The 13,535-nt window shown below is 74.5% G+C and carries 15 protein-coding genes and 1 tRNA gene; 7 read left to right on the forward strand and 9 right to left on the reverse strand.

Annotation, left to right across the window (positions count from 1 at the left end):
* Positions 1 to 41: 41 nt before the first annotated feature.
* Positions 42 to 938, reverse strand: coding sequence for a helix-turn-helix transcriptional regulator (locus tag ABZW32_RS20510; RefSeq protein WP_356217793.1), 897 nt, complete (start codon positions 936 to 938; stop codon positions 42 to 44).
* Positions 939 to 1,125: 187 nt separating this feature from the next.
* Between ABZW32_RS20510 and ABZW32_RS20515 the strand changes: the two genes are divergently transcribed.
* The 3 genes from ABZW32_RS20515 (at position 1,126) to ABZW32_RS20525 (ending at position 3,878) form a co-directional block, all read left to right on the forward strand.
* The gene (locus ABZW32_RS20515; RefSeq protein WP_356217795.1) at positions 1,126 to 1,899 is read left to right on the forward strand and encodes a nuclear transport factor 2 family protein; all 774 of its coding nucleotides are present in this window, start codon (positions 1,126 to 1,128) and stop codon (positions 1,897 to 1,899) included.
* A 132-nt stretch (positions 1,900 to 2,031) separates the two neighbouring features.
* Positions 2,032 to 2,970 carry a macro domain-containing protein gene (locus ABZW32_RS20520; RefSeq protein WP_356217797.1) on the forward strand — a complete coding sequence of 313 codons (939 nt, stop codon included), beginning with the start codon at positions 2,032 to 2,034 and terminating at the stop codon, positions 2,968 to 2,970.
* The gene (locus tag ABZW32_RS20525) at positions 2,967 to 3,878 is read left to right on the forward strand and encodes an NAD-dependent protein deacetylase of SIR2 family (protein ID WP_356217799.1); all 912 of its coding nucleotides are present in this window, start codon (positions 2,967 to 2,969) and stop codon (positions 3,876 to 3,878) included. Before ABZW32_RS20520 ends, ABZW32_RS20525 begins: the two co-directional genes overlap by 4 nt.
* 160 nt (positions 3,879 to 4,038) lie before the next feature.
* Here ABZW32_RS20525 and ABZW32_RS20530 read toward each other — a convergent pair.
* A tRNA-Pro gene (locus ABZW32_RS20530) sits at positions 4,039 to 4,115 on the reverse strand.
* Positions 4,116 to 4,224: 109 nt separating this feature from the next.
* Between ABZW32_RS20530 and ABZW32_RS20535 the strand changes: the two genes are divergently transcribed.
* Positions 4,225 to 4,701, forward strand: a complete 477-nt coding sequence (locus ABZW32_RS20535; RefSeq protein WP_356217801.1) for a DUF309 domain-containing protein — start codon at positions 4,225 to 4,227, stop codon at positions 4,699 to 4,701.
* Here the strand turns inward: ABZW32_RS20535 and ABZW32_RS20540 are convergent.
* Genes ABZW32_RS20540 through ABZW32_RS20555 form a run of 4 tightly spaced genes read right to left on the reverse strand, consistent with a single transcriptional unit; the run spans position 4,681 to position 7,946 of the window.
* Positions 4,681 to 5,076, reverse strand: coding sequence for a VOC family protein (locus ABZW32_RS20540; RefSeq protein WP_266843956.1), 396 nt, complete (start codon positions 5,074 to 5,076; stop codon positions 4,681 to 4,683). The genes ABZW32_RS20535 and ABZW32_RS20540 overlap by 21 nt on opposite strands.
* Before the next feature lie 4 nt (positions 5,077 to 5,080).
* On the reverse strand, positions 5,081 to 5,701 hold the full coding sequence (locus ABZW32_RS20545; protein ID WP_356217803.1) for an LUD domain-containing protein: 621 nt from the start codon (positions 5,699 to 5,701) through the stop codon (positions 5,081 to 5,083).
* Positions 5,698 to 7,194, reverse strand: coding sequence for a lactate utilization protein B (locus ABZW32_RS20550; RefSeq protein WP_356217805.1), 1,497 nt, complete (start codon positions 7,192 to 7,194; stop codon positions 5,698 to 5,700). Before ABZW32_RS20550 ends, ABZW32_RS20545 begins: the two co-directional genes overlap by 4 nt.
* Positions 7,191 to 7,946, reverse strand: a complete 756-nt coding sequence (locus ABZW32_RS20555; RefSeq protein ID WP_356217807.1) for a (Fe-S)-binding protein — start codon at positions 7,944 to 7,946, stop codon at positions 7,191 to 7,193. Before ABZW32_RS20555 ends, ABZW32_RS20550 begins: the two co-directional genes overlap by 4 nt.
* A gap of 18 nt (positions 7,947 to 7,964) precedes the next feature.
* Here ABZW32_RS20555 and cobF point away from each other — a divergent pair, with 18 nt between their 5' ends.
* Positions 7,965 to 8,717 carry a precorrin-6A synthase (deacetylating) gene (cobF, locus tag ABZW32_RS20560; RefSeq protein WP_266843950.1) on the forward strand — a complete coding sequence of 251 codons (753 nt, stop codon included), beginning with the start codon at positions 7,965 to 7,967 and terminating at the stop codon, positions 8,715 to 8,717.
* Here cobF and ABZW32_RS20565 read toward each other — a convergent pair.
* The 3 genes from ABZW32_RS20565 to ABZW32_RS20575 all read right to left on the reverse strand — a co-directional run bounded on the left by ABZW32_RS20565 (position 8,704) and on the right by ABZW32_RS20575 (position 12,319).
* Positions 8,704 to 9,861 (reverse strand): aminotransferase class V-fold PLP-dependent enzyme, encoded by a 1,158-nt coding sequence (locus ABZW32_RS20565; protein WP_356217808.1) that lies wholly within the window; start codon positions 9,859 to 9,861, stop codon positions 8,704 to 8,706. The genes cobF and ABZW32_RS20565 overlap by 14 nt on opposite strands.
* A 167-nt stretch (positions 9,862 to 10,028) precedes the next feature.
* Positions 10,029 to 11,333 carry a glycoside hydrolase family 71 protein gene (locus ABZW32_RS20570; RefSeq protein WP_356217810.1) on the reverse strand — a complete coding sequence of 435 codons (1,305 nt, stop codon included), beginning with the start codon at positions 11,331 to 11,333 and terminating at the stop codon, positions 10,029 to 10,031.
* Positions 11,334 to 11,983: 650 nt separating this feature from the next.
* The gene (locus tag ABZW32_RS20575; RefSeq protein ID WP_356217812.1) at positions 11,984 to 12,319 is read right to left on the reverse strand and encodes a hypothetical protein; all 336 of its coding nucleotides are present in this window, start codon (positions 12,317 to 12,319) and stop codon (positions 11,984 to 11,986) included.
* A gap of 225 nt (positions 12,320 to 12,544) precedes the next feature.
* On the opposite strand from ABZW32_RS20575, the gene ABZW32_RS20580 reads away from it, so the two are divergent.
* Both ABZW32_RS20580 and ABZW32_RS20585 read left to right on the forward strand, forming a co-directional pair.
* Complete coding sequence (locus tag ABZW32_RS20580) at positions 12,545 to 12,733, forward strand: hypothetical protein (RefSeq protein ID WP_356217814.1); 189 nt, start codon at positions 12,545 to 12,547, stop codon at positions 12,731 to 12,733.
* Between the two features lie 156 nt (positions 12,734 to 12,889).
* The gene (locus tag ABZW32_RS20585; RefSeq protein WP_356217816.1) at positions 12,890 to 13,369 is read left to right on the forward strand and encodes a hypothetical protein; all 480 of its coding nucleotides are present in this window, start codon (positions 12,890 to 12,892) and stop codon (positions 13,367 to 13,369) included.
* Positions 13,370 to 13,535 lie beyond the last annotated feature (166 nt).

Raw genomic sequence — 13,535 nt, forward strand, 5'->3', positions numbered from 1 at the left:
TCGGCCCCGAAGGAACGCGGCCGCTTCCAGGGGGCGGGGCTTCAGCTCCCGGAGTGCCCGCGGACCGTGTCGCGGAAGGTGATCGGGGTCTGTCCGGTGCGCTGATGGAAGTACTTGCTGAAGTGGGTCGCGCTGGAGAAGCCGAGGTGGTCGGCGATGCGGGCGGCCGTCCGGTCGCTGTGGGCCAGGAGCCGCTTGGCTTCGAGGACGACGCGACGGTCGATGAACTCCTTGGCGCCGAGGCCGGCGGTGGCGAGGGTGGCGCGGGAGAGGGTGCGGGCCGAGTAGCCGAGCGCCTCGGCGTAGTCCTCCACCCGGCGGGTGCGGGTGAAGTCCTTCTCCACGGCTTCACGGAAGCGCAGGTAGGTGGCATCGGGCTCGGGTGCGGGACTGCCGGCGGGCGCGGTGAGGTGGGCCAGGCGCAGGACGAGGACGGCCAGCAGGTGGCGCAGGGCCGCGGTGTGGACCTCCAGGGGCAGGCGTCCGAGTGCGTGGAACTCGGCAGTGAGGTGGTCGGTGGCCAGCCTCAGGGCCGCGACGTCGTCAGGGAGGGGACGGCGCAGGATCGGTGCGTGCGGGTCTTCCAGGCGGGCGCCTTCGGTGGTGGCCGGGTCGAGGAAGTCCGGTCGGAACAGGACCAGGGTGCCTTCGGCGTGCGTGAGGTCGCCCCACTGCTGGACCTGACCGGGGCGCACCCAGAGCCACGAGCCGGGGTCGAGGGCGTAGGCGGTGAAGTCGACCGTGTGCGACAGGGTTCCGCCGGTGAGGGTGAGCAGGTGGTGGAAGTCCGGCCGCTGGGGAGCGGTGAGCCGCTGCGCGGGAACGCGCCGGCTCAGGTCCGCCAGGGGCAGCACTTCGACGCCTGCCGGGGTGCCGACGGGTGCGGCGAAGGAGATCTCCGAGATGCCGCGATCGACATCGTGTCGCTTTTTGACCATAACGAGTCGCCAGCCTATCCGATTCCACCAGTTGAGAGCCCCTACGTTGGAGAGGTCAGCCCGTCCGGCCTCCGGACGATGTCGGAAAGCAACAAGAGCAGACAGCGGCCGCACTCGACCGGCGTCCGAAGACGACCGTCCCCCGACCCTCCGCCCAAGACCCGACCCCGCTGGGAGCCGATCCACCATGAGCAACGCCAAGAGCACCGCCAAGAGCACCGTCCTGTCCGCCGCCGGCGAGCTGTTCGGCCGGCAGGACCCGAGTACGGTGGACCGCTGGGTCGCCGCCGACTACCGGCAGCACAGCGCCCTGGCCGCCGACGGCCCCGAGGCCCTGCGCCGACTGGTCTCCGGTCTGCCGGAGGGTTTCCGTTACGAGGGGGCCCGGGTGATCGCCGACGGCGATCTGGTGGCCCTGCACGGCACGTACCACGGCTTCGGCCCCGAGCCGCTGGTCGCCTTCGACGTCTTCCGCGTCGACGCCGACGGCAAGCTCGCCGAGCACTGGGACGCCCTGACCCCGCTGGTCGAGCACACCGCCTCCGGCCGCTCGCAGACGGACGGTCCCGCCGAGGTCACCGCGCCGGAGACGACCGAGGCGAACCGCGCCCTGGTCGCCGAGTTCGCGCAGAAGGTCCTCGTCGGCGCCGACTACTCGGTGCTCACCGACTACATCTCGACCGAGACCTACCACCAGCACAACCCGGAGGCCGCCGACGGCCTGGACGGTTTCGGAGCCGCCGCCGCAAGCTGGGCAGGGCAGGGCAAGAACCTCCACTACAAGACCGTCCACAGGGTCATCGCCGAGGGCGAGTTCGTCCTGCTGCAGTCCGAGGGCGAGTTCGGGGTCCCGGTGGCGTACTACGACCTCTTCCGCGTGGCCGACGGCAAGATCGTCGAACACTGGGACGTCATCGCTCCGATCCCGGCCGAACTCCCCCACGCCAACGGCCTGTTCTGAGATCGGCGGCAGTGTGGGCCGCGGCCTCGTCGCCGCGGCCCACACCGAACCCCCCGGAGCACCGAACCCCCGGAGCCCCGAATCCCGATCCCCGGCCGCCCCGACGCGCCGGCGCGCCGCCCGGAGACCCCCGTGCACACCACCGCACTGCCGCTCGACGCCTACGGCACCGCCATCGCCCTGGCCGAACCCTTCCGGCCCGCCACCCGGCACGCCCCGGCCGGCCGCCCCGCCGACCCGGTCCGCGAGGCACTCGCCCTGCTGGTCGGGGACCCGACCGCCGGGCGGGCCGGTCTGCGGCCCGGAGTGGCGGACCGGCTCGACGACGCCGCCGCCCGGCGTCTGCTGCGCGCCGTGCTGACCGTACGGGGGCCGGACCCGCTGCCCGCCGGGGCCGCCCTGGTGCTGGACGCGCTCCTGGCCGGCGAGCGCCCGGCCCGCGGCGCCACCACCGGCGCGGCATCGCTCCCCACGCTGCGCGACACGGTTCCCGGCACCGCGTACCCGGCCGCCGACCGTACGGCGCTGTGGCAGGGCGACCTCACCACCCTCGCGGCGGACGCCGTCGTCAACGCCGCCAACAGCGCCCTGCTCGGCTGCTTCGTCCCGATGCACCCGTGCGTCGACAACGCCCTCCACGCCGCGGCCGGCCCCCGCCTGCGCGCCGACTGCCACACGATCATGTCCCTGCAGGGTCACCCGGAGCCGACCGGCACCGCCAAGATCACCCGGGGCTACCACCTGCCCGCCCGCTACGTCCTGCACACCGTCGGCCCGACCGTCGACGGCCCCCTGCTCCCGCGGCACGAGCAGGCCCTGGCGGCCTCGTACCGAGCCTGTCTCGATCTCGCCGCCGAGGTGGACGGCCTGCGCACCGTGGCGTTCTGCGGCATCAGCACCGGCGTCTTCGGCTACCCCCGGGAGCCCGCCGCACGCACCGCCCTGGACGCCGTGGCCGACTGGCTCGACCGCCACCCCGCACGCCTCGACCGCGTGGTCTTCAACGCGTACACGGACGACGACCGCGCCGCCTACGTCAGTGCGCTGACCGAAGGGAGCCAGCCCCGATGAACCACTCCGCCCTCGACCTGGAAGGCGCCGCCGCGACGCTGCGCGGCCGGCTCGCCGAGGCCGACCGCGTCCTGATCACGGCCGGGGCCGGACTGAGCGCCGCCGCCGGATACGACTACGGCGACGAGGACCGATTCCGCGAGCTCTTCCCCGCCCTGCACGGCCTCGGCCTGCGCTCCCGCTACCTGGTCGGCGTACCCCTGCCGCCCGAACTGCTCTGGGGCTACTGGGCCGTGCACATCGGCGACATCCGCTTCTCGCCCGCCCCCAACCCCCTCTACCAGCAGTTGCGCACGCTGGTCGGTGACAAGGACCACTGGGTCATGACGTCCAACGTCGACGGCCTCTTCGCCCGCAACGGCTTCGCGCCCGAACGGATCTTCACCCCGCAGGGCGACTACGGCCGCTACCAGTGCGCCGCCCCCTGCACCGCCGCCGTCTGGGACAGCGAGCCCCTCGTCGCACGGCTCCTCGCCGCGTACGACCCGGGCACCGGTGCCGTCACCGACCCCGGGGCCCTGCCCCGGTGCCCGAACTGCGGCGGCGCGGTGGAGATCAACGTCCGCGTCGGCCCCGAGTTCGTCGACGCCCCCTACCGCGCCGCACACGGCGGGCTCCAGGACTGGCTGGCCTCGGCCCCCTCGGGCACCCGTCTGCTCGTCCTGGAGTTCGGCGCCGGATTCAACACGCCCGGGGTGATCCGGTGGCCCGGAGAACAGCTCGTCCGCCGCTTCCCCCGAGCACGCCTCGTACGTGTCAACCCCACGCACCCCGAAACCCCCGCCGACCTCGGCGACCGGGCCCTGCCCGTGCCGGTTGACGCCGAGCACCTGCTCGACGCGCTCACCGCCACGCACCCGACGCCCGGGCCCGCGGCGGCCTCCCGGCGTCCGCGGTCCTCCCGCTGAGGGCGAGGGCGAGCGGCCCGGTTCCGGGCCGCTCGCCCTCAATATCCGCCTCACCTTGGCGCCCGGGACGTGCGACCGCACTGCGACCACCCTGGCCCCGGACGCACGAAAGGCCGTCCTCTCATGATTGAGAGAACGACCTCCGACCTGCGTTTCCGCATGGTCGGGACGACAGGATTTGAACCTGCGACCCCTTGACCCCCAGTCAAGTGCGCTACCAAGCTGCGCCACGTCCCGTTGTGCCGCCTACCTGGGGTTTTCCCCCTCGCGGCGGGCACATGCAGAACATTACCGCACGTTGAGGGGTGCGCGTGCACGGGTGATCGGCGCGCGGGAGGATGGCCCGGTGAACGGACGGGATCGGGACGGTGAGGGGCGGGCGCGCAGTGCGCGGCCGCGTGACGGGCTGGGGCGGCCGCTGCCGTACGGGGCCGCGGGCGTGGAGCGGCAGCCCGAGGGGGTGGTGCGTACGCCGGCCGGGACCGTGGAGGAGGCGCAGCGGCTGCTGGACGCCGGGATGCCCTTCCACGCGCACGAGGTGTTCGAGGACGCCTGGAAGTCGGGGCCGGGGGCCGATGCCCCGCTGTGGCGGGGGATGGCGCAGCTGGCGGTGGGGCTGACGCACGCCGCGCGGGGGAACGCGGTGGGCGGGGCCCGGCTGCTGCGGCGCGGTGCGGCGCAGCTGGGCGGGGTGCGGGAGGCGTACGGGATGGATCTGCCGGGGCTGGCCCGGTGGGCCGGGGAGCTGGCCCGCCGGGTGGAGGGCGGCGCCGTGGTCGACGCCGCCGTGGAGGCCCCGAGGCTACGCGGCGGCGGGCTGTAGCAGGTCCCAGCGGTTGCCGTAGAGGTCCTCGAAGACGGCGACGGAGCCGTACGCCTCGTGGCGGGGCTCCTCCAGGAAGCGGACGCCCTCGGCGGTCATCCGGGCGTGGTCGGCGGCGAAGTCGGCGGTGTAGAGGAAGAAGCCGACGCGGCCGCCGGTCTGATCACCGACGCGGGCGCGCTGGGCGTCGTCCTTGGCGCGGGCGAGCAGCAGGGCCGACTCGGTGGCGCCGGGCGGGCGGACCACGACCCAGCGGGAGCCGTCGGGGCGGGCGGTGTCCTCGACGAGGTCGAAGCCGAGGGCGCGGGTGTAGAAGTCGATGGCCTCGTCGTAGTCGCTGACCACGAGGGCGGTGAGGGCGATGTGGGATGGCATGCGGTCATTGTGCGTCGAGCAGGACCACGTCCAGGACCCGGGGACCGTGGACGCCCTCCACCCGGTCGAGCTCGATGTCGCTGGTGGCCGAGGGGCCGGAGATCCAGGTCAGGGGGCGGGTCGGGTCCAGCCGCTCCAGTGCCTGCGGTACGGAGTCCACGACCTGGCCGGGGACGCGCACCACGCAGACGTGGTGGTCCGGGATCAGGGTGATGCGCCGGCGTCCCTGGTCGGGGCCGCCGTCGAGGACGATCGTGCCGGTCTCGGCGATGGCCAGGGCGCAACCGGTGATCACGCCGCCGACGCGGTCCAGGTCGGCCGGGGTGGAGGCGGCCCGGTCGTGGATCCGGGTCGGGTCGGCCGCGGAGAGCCAGTACGGGGGCAGGCCGGGCGGGACGAGGATGCCGGTGTGCGCGGACAGGAGTCGTGCCAGCAGCACCGGCAGTCCGTCGGCGTCGGTGCGGTGGACGGTCGCGCGGTACTCGGTGAGGTGGGCGGCGAGCAGGTCGACGCGCTCGGCGGGGGTGCGGGAGGCGTGGGCCCGGAGGTAGTCGCGGGGGACCTCGGGGTCGGGGCCGGTGGCGGCGCGGCGGATGCGGGAGAGGATGCGGTCCTTGCTGCTCACGTCTGCGGGGACTTCCGTTCTCGGGCCCACCAGTCGCGGAAGGACTCCGCCGGTACGTCGGGCAGTGCGCGGGTGTCGGTCCAGGCCCGGCCGGGTCCGGGCAGGCGGCGCGGGCGCAGCCGCCGGGCCCGGGAGAGCAGCCGTTCGCCCGCGCGCAGGGCGCCGGGGCGGTCGAGGAGGAGGCGGGCGGCGCGCATCGCGGCCCGTTCGGCGGTGTGGCCGTGGGCGGGCCGGATCCGGACGCGGACGCCGCCGCGGGTCACGGGGCCGCCCTGGACCACCCGTTCGCGCAGGTGGACGAGGATCTCGGGGATGTCGATGGCGACGGGGCAGACGTCGTAGCAGGCTCCGCAGAGGGTGGAGGCGTAGGGCAGGGTGGCGTCGATCGGGGCGACGGTGCCGCGCAGTTGGGGGCTGAGGACGGCGCCGATGGGGCCGGGGTAGACGGAGCCGTAGGCGTGGCCGCCGGCGCGTTCGTAGACGGGGCAGACGTTGAGGCAGGCGGAGCAGCGGATGCAGCGCAGGGCCTGGCGGCCGGTCGGGTCGGCGAGGGTGTCGGTGCGGCCGTTGTCGAGGAGGACGAGGTGGAAGGCGGTGGGGCCGTCGCCGTCGGCCCCTTTCGAGGGCCCCGTACCGGTCCACATGGTGGTGTACGGGTTCATCCGCTCGGCGGTCGAGGAGCGCGGCAGGGTCTGGAGGAAGATCTCCAGGTCGCGGAAGGTCGGGACCACCTTCTCGATGCCGACGACCGAGATCAGGGTCTCGGGCAGGGTCAGGCACATCCGGCCGTTGCCCTCGGATTCCAGGACGACCATGGTGCCGGTCTCGGCGACCATGAAGTTGGCGCCGGAGACGGCGACCTTGGCGCGCAGGAACTTCTCGCGCAGGTGCAGGCGGGCGGCCTCGGCGAGTTCGCGCGGGTCGTCGCCGAGGTCTTGGGGGGCCGGGCGGCCCCAGCGGCCCATCTCGGTGCGGAAGAGGTCCCGGATCTCGCCTCGGTTGCGGTGGATGGCGGGGACGAGGATGTGGGAGGGCCGGTCGTGGCCGAGCTGGACGATCAGTTCGGCGAGGTCGGTCTCGTAGGCGGCGATCCCGGCCGCTTCCAGGGCCTCGTTGAGGCCGATCTCCTGGGTGGCCATGGACTTGACCTTGACCACCTCGCGTTCGCCGGTGGCGAGGACGAGGCCGGTGACGATCCGGTTGGCCTCCGCGGCGTCGACGGCCCAGTGGACGGTGCCGCCCGCCGCCGTGACGGCGGCCTCCAGTTGAAGGAGGTACCGGTCGAGGTTGCGGAGCGTGTGGTCCTTGACGGCCTTCCCCGCGGAGCGCAGCCGGTCCCAGTCGTCGAGTTCGGCGACGGCGCGGGCGCGTTTGTCGCGGATGGTGTGGGTGGCGTGGCGCAGGTTGGCGCGCAGCACCTCGTTGCGTACGGCTTCGCGGGCCGCGTCGGGGAACGACGGGAAGGCGGGCATGCCGAGGTCGGTGCCGGTCATCGCAGCGGTTCCTCCTCCGTGGCGGCCAGGATCTCGGCGAGGTGCAGGGTGCGCAGTGGCTCGCCCGCGCGGCGCAGGGTGCCTTCGAGGTGGGCGAGGCAGGAGTTGTCGGCACCGCACAGCACCTCGGCTCCGGTGGCCCGGGCGGCCCGGATCTTGTCGGCGCCCATGGCGGCGGACACGTCCGGGTTCTTCAGGGCGAAGGTGCCGCCGAATCCGCAGCATTCGTCGGCTCCGGGCAGTTCGACCAGTTCCAGGCCCTTCACCGCGGCCAGCAGCCGGCGCGGGCGGTCTCCCAGCCCGAGGGAGCGCAGGCCGTGGCAGGAGGGGTGGTAGGTGACGGTGTGCGGGAAGTACGCGCCGACGTCGGTCACGCCGAGTACGTCCACCAGGAACTCGGTCAGCTCGCGCACCCGCGGTACGAGATCGTCCGCCAGTGCGGCGAGTGCGCTCCCGCGCCCTTCCTCGGCGGCCTTGCGGCCGATGCGCGGGTACTGCTCGCGGATCATCGCGGCGCAGGATCCGGAGGGGGTGACGACGTGGTCGTAGCCCGCGAAGGCCTCGGCGGTGCGGCGCAGCAGCGGTTCGCTCTCGTGCCGGTAGCCGGTGTTGTACTGCGGCTGTCCGCAGCAGCTCTGGGCCGCCGGGAAGTCCACCTCGACGCCGAGGCGCTCCAGGAGGCGGACGACGGCGATGCCGGTGCGCGGGTAGAGCGCGTCGTTGACGCAGGTGACGAACAGGGCGGCACGCATGACGGGCAGAATAGCCGGGTGAAGAAGTTCTCAGTGATCGGCATAGGCGCGGGCGACCCGGACCACCTGACCCTCCAGGCGGTCCGGGCGATCGGCGCGGCGGACGCATTCCTCATCCTGGAGAAGGGGGAGGAGAAGTCGGACCTGACGGGGCTGCGGCGGGCCATGCTGGAGCAGCACGCCCGGCCGGGCCACCGGCTGGTGGAGGGGCGCGATCCGGACCGGGACCGCACCCCGGCCGAGTACGCGCCGACGGTGGACGGCTGGCGCAGTGCGCGGGCCGAGATCTTCGAGCGGTTCATCGCCGAGGACCTCGCGGAGGGCGAGACCGGGGCCTTCCTGGTCTGGGGCGATCCGTCGCTCTACGACTCCACCCTGGCGATCCTCGACGAGGTGCTGGAGCACGGCCGGGTGGAGTTCGAGCACGAGGTGGTGCCCGGGATCAGCAGCGTCTCGGCACTGCTGGCCCGGCACCGTACGAACCTGAACCGGGTCGGGCGCCCGGTGCAGATCACCACGGGCCGGCGGCTGGCGGAGGGCTGGCCGCAGGACGTGGACGACGTGGTGGTGATGCTGGACGCGCGGCACGCCTTCACGGCCCACCTCGACCAGGACCTCTTCATCTACTGGGGTGCCTACGTCGGCACGCCGGACGAGATCCTGGTCTCGGGGAAGCTGGCGGAGGTGGCCGGGCGGATCGAGGAGCTGCGTACCGAGGCCCGGGCCCGCAAGGGCTGGATCATGGACACGTACCTGCTCAGGCGCGCTTGAGGAAGGCGGGCAGGAGCTCGGCGAGGCGCTCGTACTCCTCGGCGCGGTTGTAGACCTGCCCGCAGACGCGGATGCCGCCGCCGCCCCGGCTCGGCCAGATCAGGACCCGGATGCCGGCCCTGGCCGCGAGCTCCTCGCGCAGGGCGCGGGCGTCGTCCTGGGTCTCGACGGTGCCGGGGGGCAGCAGCAGGGAGCGCATCGCCAGGCCCGGGGTGTACGGCAGGGGGGTGAGCCCGGGGATCCGCGCGAGCAGGGCCGCGCCGTAGGCGGCGAGGGCGCTGTTGTGGGCCCGGACCTTGGCCGCGTCGAGCCGTTCGAGGAGATCGAGGCCCTCGGGCGCGGCGAGCCAGCCGGTGTAGTCGGCGGTGGCGCGGTACTCGACGGACCACGGGAAGCCCCGCTCGTCCTCCCAGGACGGGGAGAGGGAGCGGACCCGGGAGCGGTGGGCGGGGGCCACGGCCAGGAGGGCGCTGCCGGAGGGGGCGTACCCCCACTTGTGCAGGTTCCCGAACCAGAAGTCGGCGCCGGCGGCGATCGGCTCGGCCAGCATGCCGGGGGTGTGGGCCCCGTCCACGATGGTGGTGATCCCGCGCGCGGACAGTTCGGCGAGGAGCCGGGGTCCGGCGATCAGTCGGGCGGTCGGCGAGCTGACGTGGTCGAGGACGGCCACCTTGGTGCGGGGGGTGAGCCCGGCCAGCACGGTCTCGCACACGGCGTCCTCGTCGGGCAGGTGCGGGTCGAGGGCGACGGTGGTGACGGGGGCCCGGCGGGCGGCGGCCGCGACGACGGTGCCGTAGCCGTGGTCGGTGACGAGGATCTCGTCGCCCTCGGCCAGTTCCACGGCGTCGAGGGCGAGGTTGGCGCCCTCGGTGGCGTTGGCGATGAAGGCGATGCCGTCGGGGTCCGCCCCGAGCCGTTCGGCGATCCGCCCGCGGGCTGCGGCGACCCGCGCGGGGACCGCGCTGAAGAAGGCGTCCGGGTCGGCGTGGGCCTCGGCGCGCAGCAGCTCCTGGGCCTCGTTCACGAGCAGGGGGACGGCCCCGTAGGAGCCGTGGTTGAGGTGGGCGACGTCGGGGGCGAGCCGGAACAGGGCCGGACCGCCGGGGAAGACGGGCGGGACGGGCGGGACGGACGGCTCGGGCACGGGTACCTCCGGGTGCACGGTGGGGCTGCGGGTCTCCCCCGGGCCCCGGCACGGGACCCGCGGGCGTGTCCCCCGGAGCATGCAGTCCCGCCGCACCCTCCGACAGGGCCGATTCCGCCAGAGTGGCCTACCTCCGCTGCGCCCGCCCGCGGGCCGGGCGCGGGAGGTCAGCGCGGTGCTTCGTCCCGGCCGCTGGTCGCCGCGTAGTACTGGAGGTCCTGCACCGCCACCGTGCCGTCGACGCGGTACGGCAGCTCCACCGAGGCCGCCGTCCTCCCGTCGCGCACCACCTCGGCGGAGCTGGTGCCCGGTTTCAGCGGAAGCAGTTCGGCGTGCGGCCCGGCCGGCGCGGCGTGCTCGTCCCGGGCGGGGCCGACGGTGGTGCGGACGGTGGCCGGCTCCGTCAGGAAGCTGAGCACCTCCACGGTGTCCCGGGGAGCGGCGCTGCCCTTGCGCGGCGACATCAGCAGCGACTGGCCGCCGGTCGGGCCGGAGGCGGCGAACTGGGTGCGGGAGGTGAGGTACAGGGTGTCGCGGACGATCCGGGGCCACTGCCCGGTCTTGAAACGGGTCAGGTAGTACGAGGTCAGGTCCAGGTACGCGTACCCGTTGTGCAGGGAGGGCGCGAACTGGCTGCCCTCCGAGTAGTCGTTCCAGGTGGTCAGCTGCACCCAGTCGGCCCCGTCGTCGATGGCGTGCGTCCAGGTGGTCCGCAGGGTGGCGGTGTTGCCCGCCTCGTCGTAGATCCCCTGGTTCGGCCGGGCGTCCTGGACGGACACCGGCTGCATCCAGATCTTGCCGAGGCCGTGCGCCCGGTCCACGTCGGCGGTGGCGCCCTCCTGGCCGGCGTAGCTGCGGCTGCCCCACTCGGAGAACCCGTAACTGATCGGCGCGTAGGCCTCGTTGTGGGCGCCGAAGTCGAGGAAGAGGGGGACGAGGGCCGTGCGGACGCCGTACCGGTCCCTGAGGGTGTCCATCATCCGGGTCCACCAGGCCGGGCTCTTCTCCTCCGCCTTGAACGGGGACACGACGAGGCGGCCGTCGCCGAGCCGGTGCGCGGCGGGGTACCGGGCCAGGGCGGCGAGGGCGTCGGCGAGCACCGCGGGGTCGTCGGTGTCCAGCGAGGTCATGTCCGGCATCAGCATGACCTTGAAGGCCGGGTCGACCTCGTGGGCCGCCCGCATCAGGAGGTCGGCGCGCTCCCGGTTCCTGCCGGTCAGGGAGAGCAGGTCGAGGGTGAAGCCGTCGATGCCGGCGCCGCGGGCGGTGCGCACCTCCTGGCGGAGGTTGGCGTACTCCCAGTCGCCGTCCTTCGGGGCGACGGGCAGGGGGCGGTCGCGCAGCAGGCCGCCGTACCGCTCGTGCTTGCCGTTCTCCCCGTCGGGCCGGAGGTAGTTGCGGGTGTAGTAGTCGGAGTCGGCGCTCGCGTTGTCCAGGGAGAGCGGGTACGGGGTGAAGTAGTGGGCGAACACCAGCTTCCCGGCGGCGGCTCCGGTGCGCAGCGCGGCCGGTGCGGGCAGGTCGAAGGGGAGGGCTCCGGCGGGGCGGGCGCCTCCGCTGTCGGCCCGGCCCCGTACGGGGCGGGGGGCGCGGACGGGTCCTGAGCCGGGTCCGTGCTCCCGGGGCCCGCGGTGGGGGTGGTGGGATCCTGGGCGTCGGGCACGGCGGTGGACCGGGGCGCGCCGGTGCCGGGCCCGGCACGGTCCTGGCCGGCGGCGGCCCGGAAGGGCTCCCAGAGCACGCCGGTGGCGACGCAGGCTCCGGCGAGGAGGAAGGCTACGAGGAGGGCGAGCAGGGGCCGCTTCCCGAGCGGCCGTGGCCGGCGGCGATGGGACGAGGGCCGCGAAGGGCCGTCCTTCCGCCGGTGGGACCGCCCGTCCGCCGTCATCTCGCAGCCCCTCCCAGGAACGCGCCCCGGGCCGGGGCTGCACAGCAGTAGAGCGGATTCCCGGCCCGCGGACAACCGTTCCCGGGGACGCGGGCCGCGACGGCGCGCGCCCCCATCGGCCTTCCCGCGCACCGGACCTGCGGCGATCCGGCCACCCCGGTGCCGTCGCCCGGCGCGGCCTGCCGGTCACGGCACAGGCCGGTCAGGGGACGGGGCGGCTGCGGCACTGGACGGTCACGGCACTGAACGGGGGGCCAGGCGGGTGAGGAGGGCGCGGGTGGTGCGGTTGCCTCCGGCCGCCCGGAGGCGGGCCCGTAGTCCGCGCGCGGCCTCGGCGACCCGGGACGACTCCAACGGGCCCACGGTGTCCAGCAGTTCGTGCCAGGTGGCGCAGGCCCGCCCCAGGTGGCCGCGGTCCAGCTGGAGTTCGGCGAGCCGTGCGGAGGTGACGGCACGGGCACGGCGTCCTACGGGCGGACGGTGGCGCAGCCGCGCTGTTGCACGCGGGGGTGACCGGCCGCGCCCCGGCCGCGCGTCGTCGCCCTCCGACCCGGTCGGTGTTCGGGACAACCGGGGCGGGCGACGCGGGCGACCCGATGGCCGCGCTCGCCGTCCGCCTCGTCGCCGGCCGGCCGGCCGGAGGCCGTCACCGTCCTCTGCGACCGGCTGATCGAACTGAGCGGGGCCCGGGCCGCACGCCACGCGGCCGGTCGGGCCGTACCGCTTCCCGGGCCCGGGGCGCTGTTCGGTCTCGCCTGCGCGCTGGACGGGATCCACGGCGGCGCGGCGCCGTGGGTGACGGCAGCGCTGGACGCCTTCGGCCGGGCCACGGGGGACGCCGCCCCGGCCGCTCCGGCGCCCGGGCTCGCCCCGGCAGGGGCCCGGCAGGGGGCCTCCGTGGGGTCCGATGCCCCGCTGGAGCACCTGGCCGTGGCCCTTCCCGGGCCGGCCGCGGCGGCCGAACTGGTGGGCCGTACCGGCTGATCACCCGGAGGGAACGCTGAGCGGCGGTGCCGGGGCCCGGCCCGCCGACCCGGCAGGACGGAATGCGACATTCCCCTGGTCATACCCTGGAATTGGCGCATAATCGTCGTCACGCGGCTCGAAGAATCCCTGTGGCCGCGCTCGGTCACGCATGCAATGGGGGGCATCGTGATGATGGGGGACTCCCGGCCGCCCGGCGCGGCCACCACACTGACGACCACGTCCGCCGAGCTGTCGATGCTGCTCACCGCCGTGCGCCGGGGCCGGGTGCTCACCGTCACGGGCCGGTTCCGCGCACCGCGGAGCCTGCTCGTACGGGACATCGCGCGCCGGCTCTCGTCCAACTTCTGCGACGGGACGGCGGTGGTCACCGTCGCCCGGGACGGCAGCGTGGGGGAACTGGTGGCCGCGCTGGGCCGCGTACCCGGCACGCCCTTCCCGCCCGGCGGCACGGCGAACGCCGCCTCCTGGCTGGCGGAACGGGACATGCTGCTCGTCCTCGACGACAGCGACCGGCTGAGCCCCGCGGCGCTGTCCTGGCTGCGCACCCTGCTCACCCTCGCGCCCGGCCTGCGGATCCTGGCCGCCGGGGCGTACCCGCTGGCCGTGGGACAGGGGCGGGTGCACCGGCTCTGAGCGCGGCGGCCGCCGCTTCACACGCGCGGCACACGACTGCCATACGGGAGTCATTGAGTGGGGGAGCCCCGAATCCTAGGGTCTGACCTGCGGGTTCCGGCGGCCCTGGCGTTCCGGTCGCGGGCCCGGGTACGTACGTCACCTTCCCCCGCGCGTACAGGAGACC

It is taken from the genome of Streptomyces sp. NPDC004667, from assembly GCF_040609475.1.
GTDB lineage: Bacteria > Actinomycetota > Actinomycetes > Streptomycetales > Streptomycetaceae > Streptomyces.